At 41.6% G+C, this 24,406-nt stretch carries 32 protein-coding genes and 1 pseudogene; 14 read left to right on the top strand and 19 right to left on the bottom strand.

Going from position 1 to position 24,406, the window contains the following annotated elements:
* Nucleotides 1-218: 218 nt before the first annotated feature.
* On the top strand, nucleotides 219-422 hold the full coding sequence (locus ICL16_RS33120; protein ID WP_190835818.1) for a hypothetical protein: 204 nt from the start codon (nucleotides 219-221) through the stop codon (nucleotides 420-422).
* Between the two features lie 242 nt (nucleotides 423-664).
* On the opposite strand, the gene ICL16_RS33115 is transcribed toward ICL16_RS33120, so the two are convergent.
* From ICL16_RS33115 to ICL16_RS33095, 5 genes are all read right to left on the bottom strand, one after another.
* Nucleotides 665-1,081 (bottom strand): PIN domain-containing protein, encoded by a 417-nt coding sequence (locus ICL16_RS33115; RefSeq protein ID WP_190835926.1) that lies wholly within the window; start codon nucleotides 1,079-1,081, stop codon nucleotides 665-667.
* On the bottom strand, nucleotides 1,081-1,308 hold the full coding sequence (locus ICL16_RS33110) for a hypothetical protein (protein ID WP_190835817.1): 228 nt from the start codon (nucleotides 1,306-1,308) through the stop codon (nucleotides 1,081-1,083). Before ICL16_RS33110 ends, ICL16_RS33115 begins: the two co-directional genes overlap by 1 nt.
* A gap of 90 nt (nucleotides 1,309-1,398) precedes the next feature.
* Complete coding sequence (locus ICL16_RS33105; RefSeq protein ID WP_190835816.1) at nucleotides 1,399-1,968, bottom strand: Uma2 family endonuclease; 570 nt, start codon at nucleotides 1,966-1,968, stop codon at nucleotides 1,399-1,401.
* Nucleotides 1,969-2,070: 102 nt separating this feature from the next.
* The gene (locus tag ICL16_RS33100; protein WP_190835815.1) at nucleotides 2,071-3,915 is read right to left on the bottom strand and encodes an aspartate kinase; all 1,845 of its coding nucleotides are present in this window, start codon (nucleotides 3,913-3,915) and stop codon (nucleotides 2,071-2,073) included.
* A gap of 94 nt (nucleotides 3,916-4,009) precedes the next feature.
* Nucleotides 4,010-5,632, bottom strand: coding sequence for an MFS transporter (locus tag ICL16_RS33095; RefSeq protein ID WP_238361062.1), 1,623 nt, complete (start codon nucleotides 5,630-5,632; stop codon nucleotides 4,010-4,012).
* A 148-nt stretch (nucleotides 5,633-5,780) separates the two neighbouring features.
* On the opposite strand from ICL16_RS33095, the gene ICL16_RS33090 reads away from it, so the two are divergent.
* Nucleotides 5,781-6,020, top strand: a complete 240-nt coding sequence (locus ICL16_RS33090) for a hypothetical protein (protein ID WP_190835814.1) — start codon at nucleotides 5,781-5,783, stop codon at nucleotides 6,018-6,020.
* A gap of 157 nt (nucleotides 6,021-6,177) precedes the next feature.
* Here ICL16_RS33090 and ICL16_RS33085 read toward each other — a convergent pair whose 3' ends face one another.
* On the bottom strand, nucleotides 6,178-6,324 hold the full coding sequence (locus tag ICL16_RS33085) for a hypothetical protein (RefSeq protein ID WP_190835813.1): 147 nt from the start codon (nucleotides 6,322-6,324) through the stop codon (nucleotides 6,178-6,180).
* A gap of 83 nt (nucleotides 6,325-6,407) precedes the next feature.
* On the opposite strand from ICL16_RS33085, the gene ICL16_RS47010 reads away from it, so the two are divergent.
* Nucleotides 6,408-6,530: a hypothetical protein gene (locus tag ICL16_RS47010; RefSeq protein ID WP_273039894.1), complete on the top strand. Its 123-nt coding sequence runs from the start codon at nucleotides 6,408-6,410 to the stop codon at nucleotides 6,528-6,530.
* A gap of 226 nt (nucleotides 6,531-6,756) precedes the next feature.
* Here the strand turns inward: ICL16_RS47010 and ICL16_RS33080 are convergent, their stop codons facing one another.
* Nucleotides 6,757-6,915 carry a hypothetical protein gene (locus ICL16_RS33080; protein WP_190835812.1) on the bottom strand — a complete coding sequence of 53 codons (159 nt, stop codon included), beginning with the start codon at nucleotides 6,913-6,915 and terminating at the stop codon, nucleotides 6,757-6,759.
* Nucleotides 6,916-7,119: 204 nt separating this feature from the next.
* The gene (locus ICL16_RS33075) at nucleotides 7,120-7,332 is read right to left on the bottom strand and encodes a hypothetical protein (protein WP_190835811.1); all 213 of its coding nucleotides are present in this window, start codon (nucleotides 7,330-7,332) and stop codon (nucleotides 7,120-7,122) included.
* A 254-nt stretch (nucleotides 7,333-7,586) separates the two neighbouring features.
* Between ICL16_RS33075 and ICL16_RS47865 the strand changes: the two are divergent.
* Together ICL16_RS47865 and ICL16_RS33065 are read left to right on the top strand one after the other, a co-directional pair.
* Nucleotides 7,587-7,712 (top strand): annotated as a pseudogene (locus ICL16_RS47865) (IS630 family transposase); the annotation flags it as partial.
* Between the two features lie 94 nt (nucleotides 7,713-7,806).
* Entirely contained in the window at nucleotides 7,807-8,403 is a 597-nt protein-coding gene (locus tag ICL16_RS33065; RefSeq protein WP_190835810.1) for a hypothetical protein, read from the top strand.
* A 237-nt stretch (nucleotides 8,404-8,640) separates the two neighbouring features.
* On the opposite strand, the gene ICL16_RS33060 is transcribed toward ICL16_RS33065, so the two are convergent.
* The 3 genes from ICL16_RS33060 to ICL16_RS33050 form a co-directional block, all read right to left on the bottom strand.
* The gene (locus tag ICL16_RS33060) at nucleotides 8,641-8,862 is read right to left on the bottom strand and encodes a hypothetical protein (RefSeq protein ID WP_190835809.1); all 222 of its coding nucleotides are present in this window, start codon (nucleotides 8,860-8,862) and stop codon (nucleotides 8,641-8,643) included.
* A gap of 154 nt (nucleotides 8,863-9,016) precedes the next feature.
* The gene (locus ICL16_RS33055) at nucleotides 9,017-9,265 is read right to left on the bottom strand and encodes a hypothetical protein (protein ID WP_190835808.1); all 249 of its coding nucleotides are present in this window, start codon (nucleotides 9,263-9,265) and stop codon (nucleotides 9,017-9,019) included.
* 323 nt (nucleotides 9,266-9,588) lie between these two features.
* Nucleotides 9,589-9,801 carry a hypothetical protein gene (locus tag ICL16_RS33050; RefSeq protein WP_190835807.1) on the bottom strand — a complete coding sequence of 71 codons (213 nt, stop codon included), beginning with the start codon at nucleotides 9,799-9,801 and terminating at the stop codon, nucleotides 9,589-9,591.
* A gap of 148 nt (nucleotides 9,802-9,949) precedes the next feature.
* Between ICL16_RS33050 and ICL16_RS33045 the strand changes: the two genes are divergently transcribed.
* A complete protein-coding gene (locus tag ICL16_RS33045) occupies nucleotides 9,950-10,213 on the top strand; it encodes a hypothetical protein (protein WP_190835806.1) in 264 nt (87 codons plus the stop codon).
* A gap of 76 nt (nucleotides 10,214-10,289) precedes the next feature.
* On the opposite strand, the gene ICL16_RS33040 is transcribed toward ICL16_RS33045, so the two are convergent.
* A complete protein-coding gene (locus ICL16_RS33040; RefSeq protein WP_190835805.1) occupies nucleotides 10,290-10,625 on the bottom strand; it encodes an ArsR/SmtB family transcription factor in 336 nt (111 codons plus the stop codon).
* Nucleotides 10,626-10,705: 80 nt separating this feature from the next.
* On the opposite strand from ICL16_RS33040, the gene trxA reads away from it, so the two are divergent.
* The 5 genes from trxA (at nucleotide 10,706) to ICL16_RS33015 (ending at nucleotide 14,465) form a co-directional block, all read left to right on the top strand.
* Nucleotides 10,706-11,029, top strand: a complete 324-nt coding sequence (gene trxA / locus ICL16_RS33035; RefSeq protein ID WP_190835804.1) for a thioredoxin — start codon at nucleotides 10,706-10,708, stop codon at nucleotides 11,027-11,029.
* Nucleotides 11,030-11,091: 62 nt separating this feature from the next.
* A complete protein-coding gene (locus tag ICL16_RS33030; protein WP_190835803.1) occupies nucleotides 11,092-11,886 on the top strand; it encodes an SDR family NAD(P)-dependent oxidoreductase in 795 nt (264 codons plus the stop codon).
* A 59-nt stretch (nucleotides 11,887-11,945) separates the two neighbouring features.
* A complete protein-coding gene (locus ICL16_RS33025) occupies nucleotides 11,946-13,049 on the top strand; it encodes an alkene reductase (RefSeq protein ID WP_190835802.1) in 1,104 nt (367 codons plus the stop codon).
* A gap of 4 nt (nucleotides 13,050-13,053) precedes the next feature.
* Entirely contained in the window at nucleotides 13,054-13,740 is a 687-nt protein-coding gene (locus ICL16_RS33020) for an SDR family NAD(P)-dependent oxidoreductase (RefSeq protein WP_190835801.1), read from the top strand.
* Between the two features lie 29 nt (nucleotides 13,741-13,769).
* A complete protein-coding gene (locus ICL16_RS33015; protein ID WP_190835800.1) occupies nucleotides 13,770-14,465 on the top strand; it encodes a glutathione binding-like protein in 696 nt (231 codons plus the stop codon).
* An 84-nt stretch (nucleotides 14,466-14,549) separates the two neighbouring features.
* Here the strand turns inward: ICL16_RS33015 and ICL16_RS33010 are convergent, their stop codons facing one another.
* From ICL16_RS33010 to ICL16_RS32995, 4 genes are all read right to left on the bottom strand, one after another.
* Complete coding sequence (locus tag ICL16_RS33010; protein WP_190835799.1) at nucleotides 14,550-15,842, bottom strand: hypothetical protein; 1,293 nt, start codon at nucleotides 15,840-15,842, stop codon at nucleotides 14,550-14,552.
* A 30-nt stretch (nucleotides 15,843-15,872) separates the two neighbouring features.
* A complete protein-coding gene (locus tag ICL16_RS33005) occupies nucleotides 15,873-16,625 on the bottom strand; it encodes a hypothetical protein (protein WP_190835798.1) in 753 nt (250 codons plus the stop codon).
* 1,574 nt (nucleotides 16,626-18,199) lie between these two features.
* Nucleotides 18,200-18,931: a TIGR04283 family arsenosugar biosynthesis glycosyltransferase gene (locus tag ICL16_RS33000; protein ID WP_190835797.1), complete on the bottom strand. Its 732-nt coding sequence runs from the start codon at nucleotides 18,929-18,931 to the stop codon at nucleotides 18,200-18,202.
* A gap of 3 nt (nucleotides 18,932-18,934) precedes the next feature.
* Nucleotides 18,935-19,375 carry a rhodanese-like domain-containing protein gene (locus ICL16_RS32995; protein ID WP_190835796.1) on the bottom strand — a complete coding sequence of 147 codons (441 nt, stop codon included), beginning with the start codon at nucleotides 19,373-19,375 and terminating at the stop codon, nucleotides 18,935-18,937.
* Between the two features lie 185 nt (nucleotides 19,376-19,560).
* Here ICL16_RS32995 and ICL16_RS32990 point away from each other — a divergent pair, with 185 nt between their 5' ends.
* On the top strand, nucleotides 19,561-19,830 hold the full coding sequence (locus ICL16_RS32990) for a GlsB/YeaQ/YmgE family stress response membrane protein (RefSeq protein WP_190835795.1): 270 nt from the start codon (nucleotides 19,561-19,563) through the stop codon (nucleotides 19,828-19,830).
* 66 nt (nucleotides 19,831-19,896) lie between these two features.
* Here the strand turns inward: ICL16_RS32990 and ICL16_RS32985 are convergent, their stop codons facing one another.
* The gene (locus tag ICL16_RS32985; RefSeq protein ID WP_238361061.1) at nucleotides 19,897-21,054 is read right to left on the bottom strand and encodes an MFS transporter; all 1,158 of its coding nucleotides are present in this window, start codon (nucleotides 21,052-21,054) and stop codon (nucleotides 19,897-19,899) included.
* Between the two features lie 67 nt (nucleotides 21,055-21,121).
* Between ICL16_RS32985 and gloA2 the strand changes: the two genes are divergently transcribed.
* A complete protein-coding gene (gloA2, locus tag ICL16_RS32980) occupies nucleotides 21,122-21,508 on the top strand; it encodes an SMU1112c/YaeR family gloxylase I-like metalloprotein (RefSeq protein ID WP_190835794.1) in 387 nt (128 codons plus the stop codon).
* A 47-nt stretch (nucleotides 21,509-21,555) separates the two neighbouring features.
* Here gloA2 and ICL16_RS32975 read toward each other — a convergent pair whose 3' ends face one another.
* A complete protein-coding gene (locus ICL16_RS32975; RefSeq protein WP_190835793.1) occupies nucleotides 21,556-21,738 on the bottom strand; it encodes a hypothetical protein in 183 nt (60 codons plus the stop codon).
* A gap of 1 nt (nucleotide 21,739) precedes the next feature.
* Entirely contained in the window at nucleotides 21,740-22,816 is a 1,077-nt protein-coding gene (locus ICL16_RS32970; RefSeq protein ID WP_190835792.1) for a PIN/TRAM domain-containing protein, read from the bottom strand.
* A gap of 257 nt (nucleotides 22,817-23,073) precedes the next feature.
* On the opposite strand from ICL16_RS32970, the gene hemW reads away from it, so the two are divergent.
* The gene (hemW, locus tag ICL16_RS32965; RefSeq protein ID WP_190835791.1) at nucleotides 23,074-24,252 is read left to right on the top strand and encodes a radical SAM family heme chaperone HemW; all 1,179 of its coding nucleotides are present in this window, start codon (nucleotides 23,074-23,076) and stop codon (nucleotides 24,250-24,252) included.
* Nucleotides 24,253-24,406: the final 154 nt, after the last annotated feature.

Genomic DNA, 24,406 nt, shown 5'->3' with positions numbered 1-24,406 from the left:
CAGTTTCTTTAATATACGTCATTTATAACATACGATATTTTTATCGTACATCTTGCCATCTTTTTTTACTTCGTGTTATCTTGACCCTATAAAGCAATTAAGCGTCCCTAGCTACTACTAGAGACGCTCTTGATTGCTGGCAATTTTGCACTTGAACTGGCTGCAACCACTTCAAGTGCGCAACGTTGTTATGGTCTGATCAAGACCAAGGATTTCATATGTCTGATTTTAACACTAAGCAAGTCATTCTGGTTGCGACTACTCGCGCTGATGCCCCAACGCCAGAAGCAGGAGGTTTTATTCCCCTAATGATGTATGGGGGAGTGGGAGTAGCCGTAATTATTGCAATGACTTACTTTTCCGGAACTTTGCTTCATGCGATCGCCGATCTGATCAAAATCGTAAACAAAAATAAGAAGTAACTCGATCCACAAGTTAAGCTGTTACACATTTAAATTGCAGCCTTATTCGTTTTGGCTGATGACTGTTGACCGTTGATAGTCAACAGTTAACAGTTAACCACCACGAGTAGTTATGCACTCTTAGAATGCGCATTAGCTTACTAAACTTTCAGTGGAGACTGCGTTAGTCAACACCTAACGCAGTCTTAGCATGTGCAATTTTTTCGGTAGGATCGCACCCATACCCGATCTAACTTAACCGCTTACTGAACGAGGCGACGGCTTAACTCTCTTGGTAACATCACTGGGATGGTTGCACCTGTAAACCCAGCCGCATCACGAGTAACGATCGCATCCAACCTAGTTGTAATTGCACAAGCGATTTGCACTGCATCTTCAAAATCTTGAAACCTAAGCGCGATTGCCTGTTCCAATACTGCACGATCTACCAGACAAATTTCCATCAGTGCTAACAGCCGAGTGATAGCTGCAATTGCTACTTCATCACTTTGCGTTTGCCGTCTGACCAAGTAATAAATATCGGTAATCGTCGTTGCGGAAATGAACCCCTTTATTTGACCTGCTTCTACCGCTTCAAATAATACTTTGGCATCCTCCACAAAGGGGTCACGAGCTAATAAGGCATCTAATAAAACATTCGTATCAAATAAAATTCGCATCACAAATACTTGTTTACCCGCCGCTCGTTTAACATTGCCTGTACTTCTTCATCAGTCGGCGGTGGTGCGTTTGTCTTCGCAATTCCAATCAAACTTGCAGCCAGTCCCTGTTGTTTGCTCACTGATATCGTTTCCGTTTGTAGCGAGTGCAGAAGTACATTCACCAATTGCCAGCGTTTCTCAATCGATAATTGCAAAGCTTGATTTTGAAGTTCTTGAAGTGTCATCAGCTTGTCCTATGGAACATAGACTTCTTACCAATTCAAAACTTATGATAGCTTGAAAAATATACTATATGGTGTTCGGCAAGTAATCGCTTATGATGCTAATATTTGTTCAACCGTTAGTACTAGTTCTGAGAAAGTGTTCGAGACGACTTGCTGGCTTCTGGTAAGGACTTTTACCTCATACTGGTTGTTTTCCAACGTCAGGACAGTTACCTTATTTTCAATTGGGTCAACTATCCAATATTCGGGAATTTTGAATGCAGCATATTCAATCTTGTTCTTTTTGTAATCTCGTTTTATTGACTCAGCACTAACCACTTCTACCACTAGTAGTGGTGGTACTTCTAAGACAGCGGATTTACCTTTAATGGACTCACGCTGCTCTGGAGTCATGACAATTAAATCAGGAAGTCGAGATTTTTTTTTAGTGGTACGAACGCCTGTACCGCTAGGACGAACCTCCCAGTTTAGATTCATTCGTTGAATTTCCTGATAAAGGCGAATCAGTAAAAAAGTGATGATGGCTTCATGTGAGTCTGAAGCTGGAGGCATCTCTAATAGTACCCCGTCCTCAAGTTCATAACGATTATCCGTGCCATCATCATAAGTTAAATACTCCTCAAAAGTGTACAGATGCTCTACGTGTGATGTTGTTACCATGATTCATACCTCTGTTATAAATGCGATACAACTCACCTCCATTTTATCCATTATGGACTTAAAGACTGGATACTATGCCACGTCATCATTCAAGAAGTATAGCTACGCTGGTACTTGAATTGTCTCGCTACCAGCAAGTCCAAATGCTTCGTGTATGACTTGCAAAGCTTTAACGCCTTGTTCTTGTGCTACAACACAACTAATTTTGATTTCTGAGGTGGCAATCATTTGAATGTTGATTTGGTGTTGAGCTAAGGCTTCAAACATTTTAGCTGCAACTCCTGGTTGTCCTACCATACCTGCACCTACAATACTGACTTTAGCGATCGCACTATCAACAACAACTTCACCCCACCCAAATTCTGCTGCTGCTTTTGTTAAAGCTTCCTTAGCAAACTCTGCATCTATCCGTGCGACAGTAAAGGCAATATCTCGTGTGGGAACGTTACTAATTACATGACAGCGTTGTGACTGAATAATCATATCCACACTAATATTGTACTGTGCCAAAAGTCCAAACAACCTCGCTGCCGTTCCCGGACGATCTTGTACTTGACGAATTGCCAGACGTGCTTGGTTCATGTCTAAGGCAACACCACGAACGGGAGGAGATGGGGGATTTTGGATTTTGGATTTTGGATTTTGGATTTTGGATTGGGAATTCTCCCCATCTCCCCTACTCCCTATCTCCCCTACTTCAAAAGCTTCCCGCAGTGCGTTGACTGCGCGATCGCAATCTTGGGCATCGATTACGCAACTTACTTTGACTTCACTGGTAGAAATCATTTGGATGTTCACGGATGCTGCGGCGAGGGTGGCAAACATCTTAGCTGCAACACCGGGGCGTCCGATCATTCCTGCGCCTGCGATGCTAACTTTGGCGATGTTTTGTTGTACCATTACTTCTGCTTCTTCTGCGACGGCTTGTTGAGAACGCAGCACAGGGGCAATTGCCGACGCTACAGCTTCTGCTTTTTTCAATATCGGTGTCATCACGGTAAATGCAATGTCATTACTATTACCTTCGTGAATCGACTGAATAATTAAATCTACGTCTACATCTTGATGGGCAATTTCCCCAAATAGCCTTGCTGCTACGCCTGGTTTGTCTGGTACACGTAATAACGATACTTTAGCTTGATTTGCATCAAATGCTACATCATCTACTGCTCTAGCTATTTCTAGATTGACAAGCGATCGCGGTTGTGGTTGTGGTGAAATTACCCAAGTACCTGGAGCATCTGTCCAACTAGAGCGTACCACTAAGGGAACACCGTAGTTACGAGCAATTTCCACAGCGCGGGGGTGGAGTACTTTTGCTCCCAAGCTGGCTAGTTCCAGCATTTCATCGCTGGTGATTTCGTCGATCAATTGCGCAGAGGGAACCAAACGGGGATCTGTAGTTAATATCCCTGGTACGTCTGTATAAATTTCACAGTAATTTGCTCGTAATGCTGCCGCCATTGCTACCGCTGAAGTATCAGAACCACCTCTTCCCAAGGTTGTAATTTCTAATTCCTCTAAGCTGCTAATACCTTGAAATCCGGCGACTACAACCACTTTACCCTGATTGAGATGTCGAGAAATGCGTTCTGTTTCTATATGTAAAATGCGGGCGCGAGTATGATCTGCTTCAGTAACAATTCCTACTTGAGCGCCTGTCATCGAAATTGCTGGCTGTCCTAACTCTTGCAGCGCCATACTGAGTAGGGCGATCGACACTTGCTCTCCAGTGGAAAGCAGCATATCCATTTCCCGCCGATTAGGATTTTTCGAGAGTTCGTGCGCTAGTTTAACTAGTCCATCGGTGGTTTTACCCATCGCAGAAACCACCACTACCAGCGAGTTTCCTGTTTTCACAGTTTTGTAGACGCGCTGTGCTACTGCTTGAATACGCTCTACTGAACCAACAGATGTACCACCGTATTTCTGAACTATGAGCGCCATAATTTCTACTCTTGGGAAGTCAGCCCCCTGATTGGATAGCAATTAATAAGTGTAACATCTCTACACCCCATACCCCACACCCTTTTTTTTGACATCAGCACGGTTGTCTCAAACCTCGTGCATCAGTATAGTTTGCATAAATCATCTGTGACACTTTAGGCGGTTCGTCACCAATATGAAAAGCACGAACACGCTCTTCAACTACCTTATCAGCATTCGTCACTCGTTCAAATTGCCGTTTATGTTCTGCCCACGACTCAACAATTGCTGTTTCTACAAATTTACCAGGGTTAGACAAATCCTGGTACAAGCCCCACTGAATTGCTCCATCTCGCCGACGAATTTGACTCAGTGCTTGCATTGCTTTGGTAAACTCTTCAGCATTTGCCGGATCTATATAATACTCTATAGAAACCAACACAGGTCCATCATTTGGGCAGGGTTCAAAAGCATGGGCTGGTTGATTCCAGTGTAGAGATGCTGTCAAATCCAATTTTTCCGCACAACGAAGACGATAACGCACGGTTAGCACCACACACACCATTAATCCTATCGCGGCACTGGTAAGTGCGGTTGAGATACTTGTGTTTTGAGCTACAGTACCCCATAACAAACTCCCCAAACTCATACTTCCTTGAAACACTAGTAATTGCAAAGATAATGCTCTAGCACGCACCCACGCAGGTACTGCTGTTTGGACAGCTACACTGAGGCTAACCATTACACTAAGAGAGGCAATACCTACCAAGAGCATTACTCCCCACACCACAACTACAATATGGAAAGTTGCTAATGCCAGCATCATCGCTCCCATTAGTAAGGATGCTCCAGCTACTAATTGATCTATGGAAAACCGCTGTCGTGCTTTGGGTAAAATGAATGCTCCTGCTAACCCACCGATACCCCAAAAACCTAGAATAATACCATACCCTAGTGCATCTAGCTTTAATTGTTGACGCCCGATTAAAGGAAGTAAGGCAAATATGGCACTGGCAAAGAAAATGTATGCTACTGTTCTAATTAATACACTCTGTAAAACTGGGGCAAAGCGCACGTAACGTATTCCTGCTTGTATAGCTCCTACCACCCGTTCTGTAGGTAAAGCACTCTTTTGGGGTGTACGCTGCCAGTTGTAAACTACCAATATCACTCCAACAAAGGAAGCGGCGTTGAGCAAGAAAACAACTCCTGTTCCTGCTGAGGCTATGATGATTCCTGCTAAAGCCGGACCAATGGAACGTGATAAATTAACTACAATACCAGTTAGTGAAACTGCTGATGGAAGTTCTTCTTTAGTAACTAGTTCAGGAGTGATGGCTTGCCAGACTGGCATGTTCATGGAACTACCAAGACTTAAGGCAAAAGTCAGCGCTAGCAGTATCTGTGGAGTTGTAATTTTTGCTAGGGTTAGCACTCCTAATAGTGCAGCAACAACTAACATCCAACCCTGAGTCCATAACAGCATTTTACGGCGGTCAATTACATCGGCGATCGCACCTGCGGGTAACGCCAGCAAAAAAAATGGTAAGCTTGATGCCGCCTGCAACAGCGCTACCAATATGGGTGAGTTGGGTGCAAGTGATGTCATTAACCATGCCGCGCCTACGTCATGCATCCAAGTGCCAATTGTGGAAACTGCTGATGCAATCCACAAAGCACGAAATATGGGCTGACGTAGGGGACTCCACATGGACACAGATACTGTTGATGCTGTCATAAGCTGTTTTTGTGATTACACAGAACAAATCGACAAAGGATAGCTCCTAAGCAATTATTATCTTATGCTTATAAACAACACTGAAAGTGCGATTCTCAATTAAACTCACATTCCACACCTAGAAATAGATTGAAACCAAGGAGGGACTATGAACGCTTACAAAACTTACATTACTATTCAAGACCCAAATCAAGTATTATTATCTGATTTACCATTTCCACCAGGACAGAGAGTAGAATTAATTATCTTAGCTGAAGATAATCCTAGAACAGAGATTAGTAATAAAGTGAGAAATTTATTTGATAAAACACAGGCAATACCAGGAGTGCAAGATATTACAGAAGCAGAAATAGCATTAGAGATTGAAGCTCATCGGCGCGGCGAATGAAAGTTGTTATTGATACTAATGTTTTAGTTTATGCGCCAGAAAAGATGCAAAGTTTTTAGCTTGTGCGGTAGAAGCAAAGGCAGATTTTTTGATTACTGGAGATTTAGATTTTACCGAAGCTCAAACTTTAATTAATACGGCAATAGTTTCTGTTTCTTTATTTAAGAAATTGGTTTGTGATGTAAGTGAAGGTAGAGGATGAAGGTAGAGAAATTGTGGAGGCGATCGCACGAACGAAGATTACACCCTCAATATTGATACAATTGCTTGTATATATAAATGCTAAAGTTACTGAGTTGAACATCTAATAAATGTTCGTAGCTTTTGTATTAAAGTAGCCAATTGGTCAAAAAATGGGCGTTAGAACATGGGTTGGGGAAGTTGGACATGGGTTGGAAGTACTGCTGGCAATTGGTACTTGATGCTGTGTTTACATGGATTCATAGAGGTGATAGGAGCCTATGCGGTGGTACGGGTTACGAACAACAACATTGGGCGAGCGCTGCTTAGAACTGCCACGTTAAGTAGTTCGACAAAATTAAATTTATTCGTGAAGGTAGGAGTCAGGAGAAAATTTTGTGTAATTAATTCTGCGTGAGTACTTATTGTATTATTATTTTCAGCTAAAAAAACTGTTTACCTTAGACTGTGCTATCCGTGGTTTGATTTAGGAGTCAAGTGGTAGAAGGCGCGATCTTGAGCAATGGTTGAAAGCCTGCGTAAGTTTCTTCGTCTACTAAATCGTAGTGCTTTTTCTCTCTTGCCCACAAGCGATCGCCTCTTTCCAAGAAGCCGTCGGCATTACAGCAATTTTGATACCAGGCACTAAGCGCACCAAACTAAGTTTTATCCCAATCTTTACACTAGTTGGACTAAAGGAGAGTATGAGCTTCATAAAGATATTGCTATATTTGTTGTACGCTTCGCTGCGTATATACCGAACTTTTTATACTGAAACCCAATAGCCCCTGGTCATGATTGATCGGGGGTTATTTATTCATATAACGCGCTGGGCGCTGGTGGTTTAATAAAGCAAAAGGGCAGACACATTACAGCATCTACCCCTTCGGAGTTCAATCATAACCCAGCAACTGACAAACTAGTAGCTGTTGTCGTATTCGTTATCTTCAATTAGACCTTCGCGTAACATACCTTGAATGATCCATTCTCTGAACTTCTCACTTTTATTAGGAAGATTTTCCAGAACGTGGTCGTACTTCTGTGCGATCTTAAAAGCATAGGATTTTCTGCCGCTCCCTATTCCCAGACCAGTACTTTTATATTGAGTTGCTTCTTTTCCACGACCCGACATAAAACTTTTCCTTTAATAGTTGACACAAGTTGGTTGACATAACCAAGTTAACCTGGTTTAATATAAAAAGGTTAATAACCACCGCATATCTCCAGCAAAAAGCTAAGCGGTGGGGTTTGAACAAATAAAGTCCATATCAAGCCCAAGCGACTTGGACATAGACCATGTACCAACATCTTAACAAAAACTCTAATAGAACTACAATAGGTGTCCTTCGCCATGCGGCTTAGACCTACAACAACAACTCTTAATACATTTTTATTAAAAATTTTCTCACCCTAGAGCAGGTAAGTCGGTTACAACAAGTTCTTAGAGAGAGTGAATTACCCCATGTCAGGGAGCGAATATTGATTATTCTGCTTCAGGATGAAAGGACACCCGTTCGCACTTTAGAAGTGTGTAAGCTGCTGTGGTAAAATCAAACTGTGCAGCGCGACATCTAGTAAAACGGCGTCAGATCCCACCTAATTACATATGAGCTACAGTGATTTTACATTTCTAGAAGTACTAAATAAATTTAATTTGACGCGAGAAGAAAGGTCAGGAGTATTTTCACAAGCGGTAGAAATTGAGCCTACAGAATTTTTTAAAACGGGTTTCAACCGAACCTATCGTTTATTGGGTGTAAGTGGCACAGAGAAGTTAAGGTCAGAAGGTATCATCTACCCACTACTAAGTGATTTAAATGAAGTGATAGAAGCTCCTGTACTTGTGTTATCAGGTGTTGAGTTCAATATTGATCCGGCGCGAGGATTGAATGGTAGATGCGACTTCCTTCTTAGTAAAAGTGATGAACTCTTGGAAGTGCGGTCTCCAGTTGTAGTTGTAGTCGAAGCGAAAAAGGAAGACATTCGCGGCGGTATCGGTCAATGCCTTGCTTCGATGATAGCAGCACAAATTTTTAATAATAATAATGGTGATGATATAACTACCATCTATGGCTCAGTAACTAGTGGAACTAACTGGTTGTTTTTAAAGCTGGAAGGAGCCTTGGTTACAGTTGATTTGCAGGAATACTTTATTGACAATCCAGGTAAAATACTGGGAATATTGTCCCAAGCATTTGATTAACTCTTCGGGCGTCTGGAGCGTTTCTAATAGAACTTTGCTCAGTAATTGAAGTAATATTAAGTACGTCGGTGACTTTGTGCCATCGACCTCCTAAATTCAGACAACGGTAAGAGTGATCGCTTCGGAAGGCGGCGCGATTTTCTAAATAGAACATTGTTTACAAATACAATCATGGGCAGACATCGTTCATTCAGGTGTCCGCCCATGATTGTATCGCTATTAATAGCTGAACTAGAATTAACTAGCTTTTTGTTGAGTTTGAGTTGATGAATGCTGATCTACTAGACCATCTTCGATCATGCATTTGATCACCCACTGTCGAAGCTTCTCCGAGCGATTGGGTAGTGACCTGAGAATCTCATCGTAGGGGTCGGGCATCGCAAAAGCAATTGGATTCCTTCTGCCTACTCCAACTCCTTTGTCTTTGAACTGAGTTTTCTTGCTACCTTCCCCAGCCATAAAATTTTTCCTTTAATAGCTTGACTTTCCGGATTTAAGCGGGTTTAATATAAAAAGGTTAATAACCACCGCCTACCTCGTCCAAAAGCTAAGCGGTGGGTTTTGACCAATATCTATGCTTGGACTTGGACATAAATCATGTACAAACATAATATCAAAACTTTTCATTACGTACAAATAGGTATGCTGCGCCATAACGTGAAAGACCTGCTAGGGGTAATAGATACCAAGCTGGTAAAGAAGTGGGCAGTCTTAGCATGGGATGGGGAAGTTGGACATGCGGCGCAAATACTGCTGGCAATTGGTACTCGACGCAGTGTTTGTATGGATTAATAAAGGTGACAGGAGTCTGTACGGTATGGCTACACAGCAAGAGTTGGCGATCGCTGCTTAGAACTGCCACGTTATTGTATTATTATTTTCAGCAATTTTGACAGAAGCAGTCTTTAAAAGCGACCGCACCAAACTAAGTTTTATCCCAATCTTTACACTAGTTGGACTAAAGGAGAGTATGAGCTTCATAAAGATATTGCTATATTTGTTGTACGCTTCGCTGCGTATATACCGAACTTTTTATACTGAAACCCAATAGCCCCTGGTCATTATTGATCGGGGGTTATTTATTCATATAACGCGCTGGGCGCTGGTGGTTTAATAAAGCAAAAGGGCAGACACATTACAGCATCTACCCCTTCGGAGTTCAATCATAACCCAGCAAATGACAAACTAGTAGCTGTTGTCGTATTCGTTATCTTCAATTAGACCTTCGCGTAACATACCTTGAATGACCCACTCTCGGATCTTTTGACTACGATTGGGGAGCATTATTAAAACGTCTTCATATTTTTCATTGATTTTGAAGCCAAACGTTTTGCTTTCGTTGGTTATTCCCAGTCCGGTACTTTTGAATTGGGTTTTCTTGCTACCTTCCCCAGCCATAAAATTTTTCCTTTAATAGCTTGACATCCACGTTCACATGGATTTAATATTTAATAAGGTTAATAACCACCGCCTATCTCACCCAAAAGCTAAGCGGTGGGTTCCAAATAAAATCCATACCAAGGCGTTACCGACTTGGACATAGACCATGTACCAACATATTAACAAAAGTTCTCATAGAATCACAATAGGTGTTCTGCGCCATAACGTTAAAGACTTGCTAGGCGTAGTAGACACTAAACTGGTCAAGAAGTGGGCATTAGAGCATGGGATGGGAAAGCTGGACATGCGTCGCAAGTACTGCTGGCAATTGGTATTAGATGCTGTGTTTGTGTGGATTAATAAAGGTGATAGGAGCCTATGCGGTGGCAGTATGGGTTATGAACAACATTTTGAGGCGATCGCCGCATAAACTTAAAATGATTGTTTATGACAAATCCTTGGATAGGATGCGTTGTTATGTCCTAATGATCGCAGTGGGAAACTTTTTAGTTTTTTTGATTACTTGAACAAATCGCCAATGGCTCGGATGCTTGTAACACTACATCGAGTAATCCGGGAAACCTTGCTTCTAAATCCTCTCGTCGCAATGTATTAATATGTTGTGTTCCTTCTTTGCGTGTCAAAACTACCCCCGACTCCCGTAATATCTTGAAGTGGTTTGACATGGTAGACTTGGCGATCGCAAAATCAAACTCGGCACAGCACAACTGCCCCTTGGTTGCCAATTGCCGCACAATCTCTAGCCTCACCGGATCGCCCAAGGCATATAGTACTCCTGCCAAAGATATGTTTTTTCGTTCTGGGTGAAATAGGAATCTCATACTTGCATTATTACATAAAATGATCTATATTTTATTTATTCGAGAATATCGAATAATCGAAATATATAGGAGGACAAACTATGTCATCCGTTACAAATGTGACAGAAGCCACGTTCAAGCAAGAAGTCCTAGAAAGTGAAATTCCCGTGTTAGTGGACTTTTGGGCACCTTGGTGTGGTCCCTGTCGGATGGTAACTCCCGTCGTTGATGAAGTTGCTACTGAATACGTAGGACAGGTGAAAGTGGTCAAACTAAACACTGATGAAAACCCCACTGTTGCCAGCCATTACGGAATTCGTAGTATTCCCACACTGATGGTGTTCAAAGGTGGTAGGCAAGTCGATACGGTGGTTGGTGCAGTGCCAAAAACTACTTTGGCTAAGACATTATCACAGTATATGTAATTCAATTAACAGTTAACAGTTAATAATAGTTAACTGTTAACTGATGAACAGGAGTTGACTGTATGGACTTGAAATTACAAGGTAAATCTGCCCTTGTTAGTGGTTCAACCGCAGGTATTGGTTTTGCAATTGCTCTTGGGCTAGCCCAAGAAGGTGCATCGGTAATTATCACCGGTCGATCTGCAGCAAGAGTAGAACAGGCAATAGATAAAATTCAGCAAAGCAATTCTGAAGCTAAAGTTTCTGGTGTTGTTGCCGATTTAGCCACCCTAGAAGGAACCGAACAAGTATTTCAACAGGTTCCTACCATTGATATCCTAGTTAACAATCTGGGTATTTACGAGCAAAAAGCGTTTTCCGAGATTACCGATGAAGACTGGTTCAACATCTTTGAAGCGAACGTACTCAGTGGAGTACGCTTGAGTCGCCAATACCTGGAAAAGATGCGATCGCAAAACTGGGGGCGTGTAATTTTTATTTCCAGTGAATCTGCCTTACAGATTCCCGTAGAAATGATACACTATGGCATGACCAAGACAGCACAACTTGCCATTTCACGGGGTTTGGCAGAAATGACCGCCGGAACTGGAGTGACAGTGAATACTGTCTTAGCAGGACCAACCCGCTCTGAAGGTGTTAATGACTTTATCACAAAGATGGCGAAAGAGCGTGGTATTAGTCAAAATCAAGCCGAGGATGAATTCTTACAGACTTTTCGTCCCACTTCCTTATTGAAACGCTTTGCCACAAACGATGAAGTAGCAGCAATGGTGGTTTACTTATGCAGTCCGATTGCTTCTGCAACTAATGGTGCTGCTTTGCGAGTCGATGGTGGTGTTGTTCGGTCAATTGTCTAGTAAACAGACGTACCATAGTACGTTTGTACAACTCTTGTCATACTTTACTACTTCAATCTATGAATACTAACATCAACTTATTCTCCTCCTATAAATTGGGTGAGTTGGAACTGCCTAACCGCATAGTTATGGCTCCTTTAACCCGTAATCGTGCTGCATCAGGTAACGTTCCCCACGAACTCAACGCTACCTACTACGTTCAACGTGCATCTGCGGGGTTGATTATCTCAGAAGCAACTCAGGTTTCTCCTGAAGGTCTTGGGTATCCTAATACACCTGGTATTTATTCACCAGAACAGGTGGAAGGTTGGAAGTTGGTAACAGATGCAGTGCATCAGCACGGAGGAAGAATTTACCTGCAACTGTGGCACGTAGGACGTATTTCTCACCCTGATTTACAACCGAATGGAGCGTTACCTGTAGCACCCTCTGCTATTGCACCAAAAGGAGAGGTATTTACCTACGAAGGTATGAAACCTTATGTTACTCCTCGTGCGTTAGAAACTGACGAGATTCCAGGAATTGTAGAACAGTATCGTAGAGGGGCAGAAAATGCTCTGGCATCTGGGTTTGATGGAGTAGAAATTCACGGTGCTAATGGTTATTTACTTGACCAGTTTCTCCGTGATGGTACTAACAAGCGTACAGACAAGTATGGCGGTGCAGTAGAAAATCGTGCGAGACTGCTGTTAGAGGTAACAGAGGCGGTAACTGGTGTATGGGGTGCAAAGAGAGTAGGGGTACGCCTTTCTCCCAGTGGGACGTTTAATGATATTCGTGACTCCAATCCGTTAGAAACTTTTGGTTACGTTGCTTCTGCTTTGAATCAATTTGATTTGGCATATCTACATATATTTGAGGCAGTAGAAGCAGATATCAGACATGGAACAACCGTTGTGCCAACCAGTCATCTGCGCCAACGTTATCAAGGTACATTGATTGTGAATGGTGGTTATACTCGTGAAAAAGCCGATGCTGTTTTGGCAAAAGGAGAAGCTGATTTAGTTGCCTTTGGCACACTGTTTATATCTAATCCAGATTTACCTCAACGTTTTGCGTTAAATGCACCGCTGAATCAGGCAGATCCGACAACTTTCTATGGTGGTGGAGAAAAAGGTTACACTGATTACCCCATGCTGGAAAATCAGTCTGTAGGGGTATAGACAAATGGCAACAACAGCATTAATAGTGGGAGCAGGTAGTGGACTTAGCGCCTCTTTAGCTCGCTTGTTTGCAAAAGAGGGAATGACTGTGGCTTTAGCTGCTCGGCGAATTGAGAAACTCAACGAGCTAGAGAGTGAGATTGGAGCCAGTAGCTTCGCTTGTGATGTTTCAAAACCAGACGAAGTGCAGCAGTTATTTATTGATGTTGAAAGTCGTGTAGGTTCTCCTCATGTCGTAGTTTACAATCCGAGCTACCGGGTATCTGGACCTTTTGTTGATATCAACCCGGCTGATGTGGCGAAATCTTTAGATATTACTGCCTATGGTGGCTTCCTTGTTGCACAAGCGGCGGCAAAAAGAATGTTGAAACAAGGGAGTGGTGCGATCTTCTTCACTGGAGCTTCAGCAAGTATTAAAGGTTATCCTCGCTCTGCTCCGTTTGCGATGGGAAAGTTTGCGCTGCGCGGTTTAGCTCAAAGTATTGCTCGTGAGCTAGCTCCTCAGAATATCCATGTGGCACATTTTGTGATTGACGGTGCGATCCGTTCAGCAGAAAGTCAATCGGCAGACAATCCTGATAGTATGCTCGATCCTGATGCGATCGCCCAAACTTATCTTAATATTCTCCGCCAACCCCGTAGTGCATGGACATGGGAAGTTGAACTTCGACCTTGGGTAGAAAAATTCTAAACCTTTAAACTCAACAGGAGGATTAACTAATGATAGACCTTTACTATTGGACAACGCCAAACGGTCATAAAATTACAATGTTCTTGGAAGAAGTTGAATTGCCCTACACTATTATTCCTGTCAATATTGGTGCTGGTGAACAATTTCAACCAGACTTTCTCCAGATTTCTCCCAACAATCGTATCCCCGCTATTGTCGATCGCGAACCTGTAACTGGAGATGAGCCGATTTCCGTGTTCGAGTCTGGTGCAATTTTGGTGTATTTGGCAGAAAAAACCAAGAAATTGCTGCCTGAAAATGTCCGCGAACGAGCAGAAGTTCTTCAATGGCTCTTTTGGCAAATGGGCGGCTTAGGACCGATGGCAGGACAAAATCATCACTTCAACAAATACGCACCGTCCAAGATTGATTATGCTATTAACCGCTATGTCAACGAAACAGCGCGATTGTATGCTGTGTTGAATAAGCGCTTAGCAGATAGAGAGTTTGTCGCTGGTGATTATTCCATCGCTGATATTGCTGCTTATCCTTGGATTGTACCTTATGAAAGCCAAGGTCAAAAGTTAGAAGATTTCCCAAATTTGAAGCGCTGGTTTGAGGCTATTAAAGCACGTCCGGCAACAATTCGCGCCTATCAAAAGGCAGAAGCTTTCAAAAATCAGACTCTTGATGTAGAGAAGTCACGGGAGATTTTATTTAACCAGTCGGCAAAAACAATTCGATGATTTCGTAGGGACACAAAAATATTAAAGCCGTCAAATGAACACTGAATAACACTAACCGAATCAATAGGGAGAGGAACTAGAAACTTAATTTTTAGTCTGAGCCCGCCACTGTTTGCGACCAAACAGGTACATGACAATTATTAGTAAGACGACGGCTTTCATCACTGATGGTTCTGGCACTTTCTCAACGTCTACTGTTGGTCCACCAGGTCCTCCAATACCAGGAGGTGGAATTTCAATTCCAGGTCCAGTGATTTCAGGCGGAGGTGGATTACCACCACCAACAGGAGGCGGCGGCGGCAATTCTTGACCACCACCACCACCAATTATGTCGCCGGGAGGTACTACACCTGAAGAACTGTCATCACCACCTCCACCGATTAAAGCCAGAAGTAAACCAAGAGCTGCAAGACCGCCGAGTACTGGTAGGATTGGGAAACCGGAACCAGCAGGCGCTAAGAAAACCTCTCCTCCACCAGCAGGGACATCGAAACTGAGTGCGTCTCCCTCCAATCCTACTGGACCACCTATGCCTACTACCTCATCTCCGCTTAGTCCTTGTCCCAAAATCTGATTAAACTCATTAGGAACTCCCACAATAGGACGTCCGATTACTCCTGGAGTTTCAGAGTAGGGAGCGGAAAGTAATTCCAGAATACTTTGCTGGAGTTGTGCCTCATTTCCGGAGTTCAAAGCAAGCACCCCTTTAGTGTAGGTACTTAGATAATAATTCTCTATATTCTGGGGTAGATTTAGCGATCGAATCTGTTGCTCAAAGTTAGGAATATTTCTCGCTTCCTCAAATAGAAGACGTCCATAGGAGTATTTTAGATTGAGTAATCCACTTCGTGGGCTAAGGGAGTTATTCGCTCCTGGTGATAGTGGCGACCAATAGAAGTTATTGGTAACAAGTCCTAGATTTTCTACAGGAGTCCGACTTACCTGTCCGCCTAGTAAATATCGATATCCGTCCATAATATATGGCGAATCGTTTTGCCAGAATGAGGCATATGGAACATCAGCCAGATAAGGATTGTTTCCGTAGAAATTGGCGAAGTTTTGGAAGTTTTCTGGTCCTCCGGCTGCACGCATGAGCAGGTTGTCGTAACTAGGTCCATTGTTAGACTCTAATAATTGCTGCACTACTGAGCCAGTCTTGTTACAACCAAGACCAAACCCCACTCCACAACCGGGAATGCCGCGCATCTGACCTAGATCTTGTCCTGAGAGTTGATACTGGAGATAGTTGTATTCCAGTCCAGGTTGGACACCATAGCGTCCAATATTTAATTGAGCCGAAGCTGATTGGCATACAGATAGCACTGCGGCTATAGACGAGAATGCCAGTGCAAAACTTTTAACAATTGGTTTTAACAAGATTACCTCCAGTAAACAAAATATTTAACCTTACCTAATAGGCTGAACCGGAACCTGACTTACAGGAGTATCTATATTTATAGTGATTGCCGTCCCTTTGAGTTTTCCTGAACTGAGAGGATGGTAGAGGACGAAACCACGATTTGGTTGATCGAACAAATACCCTTTCAGTGAAGGTTGTACTTTACCTTGCTTCACTAGCGATATAAATGACTCTAGATATCTCCGTATGCTTTGACGGTTGCCTTGATTTGTTTTAGTTTGATTCTCGATCAAGGTCATAAAGAAATCTACGCTGCGGTTATCTTGCCCTTCTTTGAGAGTGCCTTGATCGAGGAAAGAACTTGCCACAAGCTTTCCATTATTTTGTTGAGCTCTCAACAGGGTGTAATAGCGTCCCTCTTTCTTCGCATCACTTACATAACATGCCCAAGAACCATCTTGTTCTTGTCTAAAACCTTGCTGTTGTAGATAAGAAAGTGGCGAATTATTAGTTGAACCTACTGGTGGTGGTAACAAATCTTCTACTGAATTAGAAGCACAAAGTCTCTGTGTAGTTTTCTGTTGCCCAGGCGTGGGATTAATTGGCGCAGGTTTAGATGTAGGATTAATCGGAGCGCTAGGAGTAGTGCGATTAGTTGGCGGCGGAGGGGGAACAATATCAATCGCGGGAGGATTGCTGGGAGGGACAGGTGTGCTTTGCGCTTTTACTGTATGAGAGGTAGCAGTTAATGCAGACACAGATAAAGCAAATATACTCAACCAATTTAAAATTATCTTCATGATTTTTCCTATAACTTTGTAAAATCTTTAATTATTTTCCAACCATCTTTCAGTGGAAACACCACTAACACGACAGCAATACTGAACTGTACTTTGACGTTTTTGTTCCCCACCACTGTTTACTTGCCATAGCCAGGTAATCAATGGAGATCATAGTCTGTGTAAATAATCTGTGTTTAGTCTGCTTGTTCATAGGTTTACCTGCTTGCTGCAAAATTTGAACGATCGCGCTTGAGGAAATTACTGATTATGGATTCAACTGCGCCCCTAGCCATTCCGTATAATTTTTAGACATAATGTTATTAAAGTCTGACAAATTTACTAACTGATTAGGAGTTCTTGCGGTTAAACAGTGTAAATAGCTAACAATGATGCTATTTTTAGTTCAATCTTAAGAGTAAGCTTCAAGCTGTAATCTTGTGGTTTCGCTTAGTGACAGTAAGTTCTACTGGCACAATCTTGTAATTTTTTGATAAAGTTATGCGCTTGATCATACCACTTCAAAACTTTTTGAATACGCTAGCGCCATACTATTTATTCATATGGTGTGAGGTAGTAGCAATTCAATGTTTATCAAAGGTTTTTACAATTCCCTGCTAGGTCAAGAATATCATCAAGTTACTTGCTTCTTAGTTACCTACAACAAACAAGAAGCTTTGAACTGCTTTTTGACACCTTATATAAGAATGATAGTTGCACCCGATCAAATGAAGCGACGGAATTTGAGACGCTCGAATTAATTTTTACAACGATTGAAAACATTAAGTGGAATTGATAAGATGCCATTAGTGGCAGTATGCACTCTTTGTTTTTAGTCTAACTACTTGTCCGATAGTACACATTGACTTACGTGTTGATATTTTTTGATTCAACCTCCCTAAAAATAACTAGACGCGAACTTTTTTTGATTCTTTACTAAGTATATATGAACCGTCTTACTCATATATATTAGTGTTTCTACGGTATCTGTGTTCGGTTAAGAACAGTATGTTGATTGCTTTGCGCAAGACCCACTCCTCATTACAATTGTTTTTGACTGCTATTGTCGCTTTCATTGTACAGGTGTAAATTGTTAACTTGGTACAAATGACTACTGATTTAAAGCAATCATAATTTAATAGTTTTTGACAAAGTTGGACTTAAAACAATTATCTCAAGAGAGATTAATTTATTTTGTGATTGCTCTTATGTGTCAAAACTTACTTTCGCAGTTAGTTGTTTTTTCTGATTTCAACCCCTAAAGTTTACAAAATGCAACAGAATATTCAGTGTTTTTATTTAATTTTTACGTAGTTGCTTGTATCTAACCTCTTTCTTGAGGTAGACAATTAAGAAAGAATCAAGTCAGATGATTTTGTATTTCAATTATTGTTGTGGAAATTAGCCAAAATGCTTTTAATGATACAGAACATTGAATCTTAAATATAGGCGATCGCAATAAATATCTAGCAGATATGTATCTATAGAAAAAAAGCAACAGAAAAGAAACGGAAATGAGCTGTAATTACGAATACAGAATAAAGCGAAAGCAAATACAAGATTTTTGACGAAAAAGACAAATTACAAGCGAAAAATTAGCGAATATCCTGGTAAAATTGCTTTAAGTAAGTAGTAGGCACGCCAATACCCCAGAGAATTCCGATATAGAGATAAATAGCCGTAGCTTTCCAACTTCCCCATTTTGCTACGCGGCGATCGCTACTTTGAACTATACGATTAACTAGACGAATTCTTCCCTTTGTCACCAACTTCAGACATAAATCTCCATCTTCCATAATTGGTAATGTTTCATCAAAACCGCCACAATCCCAAAAATCACTGCGACGACAAAACATTACTTGATCCCCAAATAACAGACGTAACCCTTGAAAAAACAAATGAGGTTTGAACAAAAGCGGAGCATAGTAAGTTTTCAGATAATTGTGTAGCGAGATACCCCAGCGAGTTGTTTGCGCCCCCGCCATCAAAGAAATGAAACCCCCACAAGCAGCAGTTACATCAGCCAGGGTATGCTCAATTACAGCCACCAAATCATGTGGTACTGAGGTATCAGCATGAAGAAAGCAAAGAATATCTCCTGTTGCAGCGTTTGCGCCAAAATTCATTTGTATCGAGCGCCCCCGTTGTGGGCAGAGCAAAACTTTCACCCCGTAACGCTGTGCCACCGCCACTGTATCATCTTCACTACCACCATCCACCACAATCACCTCCCACATCTGCGGGTGCAGCAACGTGAGTTGGCGTAATGTCGGCTCTAAAGTAGTCGCTTCATTTAAAGTCGGAATGACAATTGAAACACGAGACATGGATTATTTCACCTTCAGTAGTTTCCCCCATTTTGCATTGTAGGGATGCACAAGCTGTGTTGTCTGCCCATTTTTATAGATGGATTTTCCTTCATTTGCCCACTGAAAGATACCACCACTCAAGTTGAAGACACGGGAAAACCCCATTTGTTGAATCTGCTGGGCTATTTTAGCGCTACGGTAGCCTACCGAACAGTAAACAACGATGGGTGTATCTTTTGGCATTGCTGTGATTTCTGTTTCTGGTAGGTTGGGATCAATACGTTGGGCGGTTTTGAGATGACTTACCTCATACTCTGCTACAGTTCTAGCATCAAGTACAAGTGGCTGTGGAGCTGCTGCGTCATCAAGCCATTGAGCTAATTGTCGAGTCGTCACAAGCTGAATTGTCGGAAATTGCAGCTTGAATAGGAGTTTAAGCAAGTTCAGTGTAAGCGATCGCACTTGTTTATCAAAATTTGTAATTGCCGTAAGAGGTACATATTACGGGGGGATCAAAAGAAATATATTGTCTATTAAGTTCTAACTCTAGCAATAATAGCTCTCTGACTTGAGATGGTTATGGCAATTATAACGAGCTTGATATTCTGAGTACAAGATAAATCGAAGTTGAACAAAGGAGAAAAACAATGAACTTTATTGCTTGGATTGTATTAGGTCTAATTGCTGGTGCTATTGCTAAAGCTATATATCCTGGTTACCAAGGTGGTAACATTCTCGCTACAATGTTTTTAGGAATTGTTGGTGCTATCTTAGGCGGAACATTAGTTAACTTTTTGCAAACGGGAGCCTTTACGATCACTAGCGCTACATTAAGTGTTCCTGGTTTGTTTGTCGCCGTTGTAGGTGCAATTATCGCTATTTTCTTATACTACCAATTTGCTCGCAGAGCTTACTAATTTTGTGTAAATGGCTTATGTGAACACGGATTGAGGAATTATAACCTCTGCATTTGCAGAGGATTTTTATTGTGATTCATTATTACTTTGCTGCGGCAAAAAGGTTGTGAAAGCAACTGCTAACATCATCAAGGCAACTAAGCAAACGCCTTGCCACTGCCATCTACTCCAAGCATAAGTGCCAAGAAACGATCCCAAAGCTCCGCCCATAAAGTAAAAGGTGACATAGATTGCATTGAGGCGACTGTGTAAATATTTGGGTAAGCTGTAGATTCTCGCTTGGTTGGAAATCATAGTTGTTTGCACACCTAAATCAAGTAAGATTATTCCCACAATCAACCCAAATAGTTGATACTTAAAAGATAATAACAACACAAACGATAATGTTGTCATGATTAGCCCTAATCCTACAGTTAGCTTGGGGCTTCTCTTGTCGGCTAGTCTCCCTACTAAAGGAGCAGCAATTGCTCCTACCACACCTACCAGCCCAAACAAACCTGTTACTTCACTACCATAATAAAAGGGTGGCTGCGCTAAGAGAAAAACAAGAGTACTCCAAAACACGTTAAAAGCTGCAAACGACATTGCCCCTGCCAGTGATGCTTCACGCAACACTCTTTGCTGCATAAGTTGAAACAACGAACCAATCAAGCGGGAATAAGAAACTTGCAATGATGGTTGACTCTTGGGTAGAAATTTAGATAAAGTAACTGCCAAGACAACCATCAGTCCACTAGCAAGCCAGTACATTGCCCGCCAGCCTAGACTAGCACCAACAAATCCGCTAATCGTCCTTGCTAAAAGAATTCCAATCAGTACACCACTCATCACCATACCCACAACTTTGCCTCGCTCTTGCGGTTGAGCTAGTTGTGCTGCCAAAGGTATAATTAACTGAGCAGTAATAGTAGTAATACCAATCGCGCAAGATGCAACAAGCAACCAAGTTAAACTTGGCGATATTGCTGCTGCTGCCAACGCTACTGTCGTTAGCCCTAACATGGTTACAATTAATGAGCGTCGCTCGTGCAAGTCACCCAAGGGAACAAGCAGAAAAATTCCCAGCGCGTAGCCTATCTGAGTAAACATGGGAATCAACCCAGTCGCGTGAGCAGAAGCGTGAAACTTTTGTTGGATAATCTCTAGTAGCGGTTGGTTGTAGTACAAATTGGCAACAGCAGCACCACTACATATTGCCATTATCCAGACAGTGTGACGTTGCAATGTGTCTAAACTGGTAGTAGTTTTTATATTATGACAATTAGTACTAATTTTCAATAGGAAAAACTAAATGAAAACTACTGGAATTCATCATGTGGCTATCATTTGCTCTAACTATGAACTATCTAAGAAATTTTATGTTGAAGTGTTAGGATTTTCGATAATTCAAGAGACTTTCCGCGAGCAGAGAAATTCTTACAAATTAGATTTACGAGTGGGAGATATTCATCAAATTGAATTATTTTCTTTTCCCAACCCTCCGCAAAGAGTTAATAGTCCAGAAGCTTGTGGTTTGCGGCATCTAGCTTTTGTTGTGGATGATATAGAGCAAACGGTTATGGATTTAAAATCGAAAGGTGTAGAGGTAGAAGATATTAGAATTGATGAAATTACAGGCAAGCGATTTACTTTTTTTAAAGATCCCGATGCTTTGCCTTTAGAGATTTATGAGCGTTAACTGCTGATTGCCGACTAATTGCAAATTCTACTATTAGCGATTAGCACCTAATTTTTCTGAGCTTTCCAAGTGCCGCCGTAAACATAAAAAGGATTATCTTGACTTACCTGCTGCCAACATTGAGGGCAAACAAAAACCCAATCACCCTCTTCCTCGTATTTAACTCGATAAAGAATCGGTGCAGGTTGAATGCACCGACTACAAAATTTAACTCTAATTGGGCGTGCCATTTTATGCAAATGCGGAAGCTTGGGGTTTAGCAAAAATCATTCTTCCGGCGGAGGTTTGCAAAGCACTAGTAACTACAACGCGGATTTCTCCACCTACATAACTACTACCTTCTTCAACGACAACCATAGTTCCATCGTCTAAATAGCCAATCCCTTGACTGGGTTCTTTGCCTTCTTTAAGAATTTTGATGTCAATGTTGTCGCCTGGTAAGTAGGTGGGACGAACTGCATTCACCAAATCGTTAACGTTCAAAACGCTCACTTTCTGAACGCTAGCAACTTTGGATAAGTTGTAGTCATTGGTGAGCAGTGTAGCATTAATTTCTTGAGCGAAACGGACTAATTTAGCATCTACTGTGGTAATATCGTCATAATCTAGGGAATTAATCACGATACGGTCAGGGTATGTTGCTTTGATCCGATTGAGAATTTCTAGTCCTCGTCTGCCCCGTACTCGTTTTTGGTCTTTGGTAGCGTCGGCAACTTGCTGCAATTCTTGCAAGACAAACTGGGGAACGATCATTTGTCCTTCTAAAAACCCTGTTTCTAGCAGTGTTTCTATTCGACCATCAATAATACAGCTAGTATCTAAAACTTTGGTACTGGCTGGTTTGAGTGTACCTTCCACTACCAGTGATTCCAAGGTGTTGGGGTTAATTAGCCGCAAAAACCCCCGCCCATGAGCGTCGGCTAAGTTCATCCCAGTATAGGACAGGATAATGCTACCTACTACTGCCACTAATGGTTTAATAAAGCCAAAGTCGGCGGGGATGGGGAGCAAGAATAAAGGAGCAAGCATCAAGTTGGCGATTAATAGCCCAATTACTAACCCGATCGCACGAGTTAAGATCACTTCTAGTGGTAATTCTCTGACTTGAGCCTCCAAGCGACGATATCCTGTTTGGAATCTCAATCCAGCAGCACCGCCGATGATAGCGGCAAAAACAGCGAAGATAAAACGCAAGGCATGTATATTTGTTACACCGTCTAGCGTTCCATCGGGTAGCAACTCGGTGCTGTAGAACCCTACCCCTGCGGCTGCTAGCATGAATGAGAGAATGATAATTGCATCTAGCATGATGTTCTTGTTTTTGGTGGAACTGTGTGGACCGATCAATAAAAGTATTTTTTATTGCTTCGGTAGGATATAAATAGAAATAATTGCGGTTGGATTGGTGAAAATAAATCCAACAAGATTATGGAATTATTATAACTAAATACTTTTAAGCTTTTTGTTTTTCATGTTTTTGTTGGAAAAATATAAAAAAATCTAAATTAGATAATATATTTCATCATTTTTTATTCTCTAAATCACCATCTTAATTTTTACGTACAATGATTGACAAAATAAATGCTCATATTCCCAACTCTGCTTATATACATATTCCTTTTTGTAGACGGCGATGCTTTTACTGTGACTTTCCTGTGTCTGTGATTGGGAATAACTTACGGGGTGAAACATCTGGCACTATTTCCCAGTATGTGGAAATGTTACTACAAGAGATTGCGCTTTCACCAGTAGTTGGTCAACCCTTGATGACAATTTTCTTTGGTGGAGGTACTCCTTCGCTGCTGTCTACACAACAGTTGGCGCAAATATTATCTGCTCTTGAGCAGCGTTTTGGTATTTCCACAGGGGTAGAAATTTCGATGGAAATTGATCCCGGCACGTTTGATTTAGTACATATCCAAGGCTACAGATTTTTGGGTGTAAATCGTGTAAGTTTGGGTGTACAAGCTTTTGAGGAAGACTTATTGCAAATGTGTGGGCGATCGCACTCAGTCTCTGATATCTTTGCATCTGTGGACTTGATCCGACAGGTGGGGATTCCCGACTTTAGCTTAGACTTAATTTCGGGATTACCGCATCAAACTTTAGATAGGTGGGAGGATTCTCTAGCAAAAGCCGTTGCCATCGCACCCACTCATATCTCTATATACGACCTTACCATTGAACCAGGTACAGCTTTTGGTCGCTATTATAAAGCAGGGGATCAACCATTACCTAGCGATCAAACCACAGTAAATATGTACCGAATGGCACAGCAAATTTTAACAAAAGCTGGTTATGAACATTATGAAATTTCCAACTATGCCCAACCAGGACATCAATGTCGCCATAATCGGGTTTATTGGGAAAATCGCCCTTACTATGGCTTTGGTATGGGCGCGGCTAGTTATATCGAGGGTAAGCGGTTTACTCGCCCTCGTAAGACTAAAGAGTATTATCAGTGGGTGGAAAATGGATGTGTAATTGATTGTCATGTAACGCCGCCAGATGAAGTTTTGTTAGAAACTCTAATGTTGGGGTTGCGTTTAAAAGAAGGTGTATCTTTGTCCATGTTGGCTGAAAAATTGGGCGACAATAAGGTAGAGGAAATCTGGCAGTGTTTACAACCCTACCACCAGAAAGATTGGGTAAAAATTGATAAAAAAAGGTTGTTATTAAGCGATCCCGAAGGGTTTTTGTTTTCTAATATAGTATTATCGGCTTTGTTTAGAGATTTGGGGTAATGTTAGTTATGATTTATGAAGAATCACTGTTTACTAGCAAATAGTTGTATTAATTTTTCTGATGAAATGTTAACAAATAACAGTAGGGTAAACTGACGAAAGTCTTTGTTAAGGTCAAGTCAATTAAAGAGTAAAGTAGTTAGAATTAGCGCAA

The sequence above is a fragment of the Iningainema tapete BLCC-T55 genome (assembly GCF_014698965.1).
GTDB lineage: Bacteria > Cyanobacteriota > Cyanobacteriia > Cyanobacteriales > Nostocaceae > Iningainema > Iningainema tapete.
This window is presented reverse-complemented; position numbering and strand designations above follow the sequence as displayed.